The sequence below is a fragment of the Treponema sp. R8-4-B8 genome, from assembly GCF_054786175.1.
The window spans coordinates 1-470 of the sequence record NZ_BDHE01000347.1; the positions used below are offsets into that span (position 1 = coordinate 1).

The following is a 470-nucleotide window of genomic DNA, read 5'->3' on the forward strand; positions in this document are numbered from 1 at the left end:
ATATTTATTTAAATCTAATATCGCTTGCTTGCTTGATAAAAATTAAATTTTATATTATTATCTCAAAGTAAGGGAGAAGAAAATGAAAAAGATTAATGTTATTTTTTATTTTATGCTTGTTCTTGCCGCTTTGCCCATGTGCGTTTATGGACAGATTAGGGTTTGGTCATTCACCGATGAATTGGCTGCGATAGTCAACAATTATTATAAACGAAGCCATCCCAATATAAATGTTGAATATTCCCAAACATCATCTGATCAGTTTCAGGCCAGATTAGATCCGTTTTTGGTTAGAGGCGATTCGAGAACGCCTGATATTTTTTCGCTGGAAACCGCGTTTGTCCGCAAATATGCCGAATCAGGCCTTCTCTTAGACATCACTGATATTTACGAAGCCAATAAAAGTAGACTTCTTGCCTATCCCGCGGAGATTGGCACTTATAAAGGCAGAGTATATGCCATGTCATGGC

Annotated in this window: 1 protein-coding gene; it reads left to right on the forward strand. The window is 36.8% G+C overall.

The window, feature by feature from the left end; all coding sequences use genetic code 11:
- Positions 1–82: 82 nt before the first annotated feature.
- Positions 83–470, forward strand: a 388-nt coding sequence (locus ACYVRA_RS08700) for an extracellular solute-binding protein (RefSeq protein ID WP_461252322.1), incomplete at its 3' end; no start/stop codon positions are given.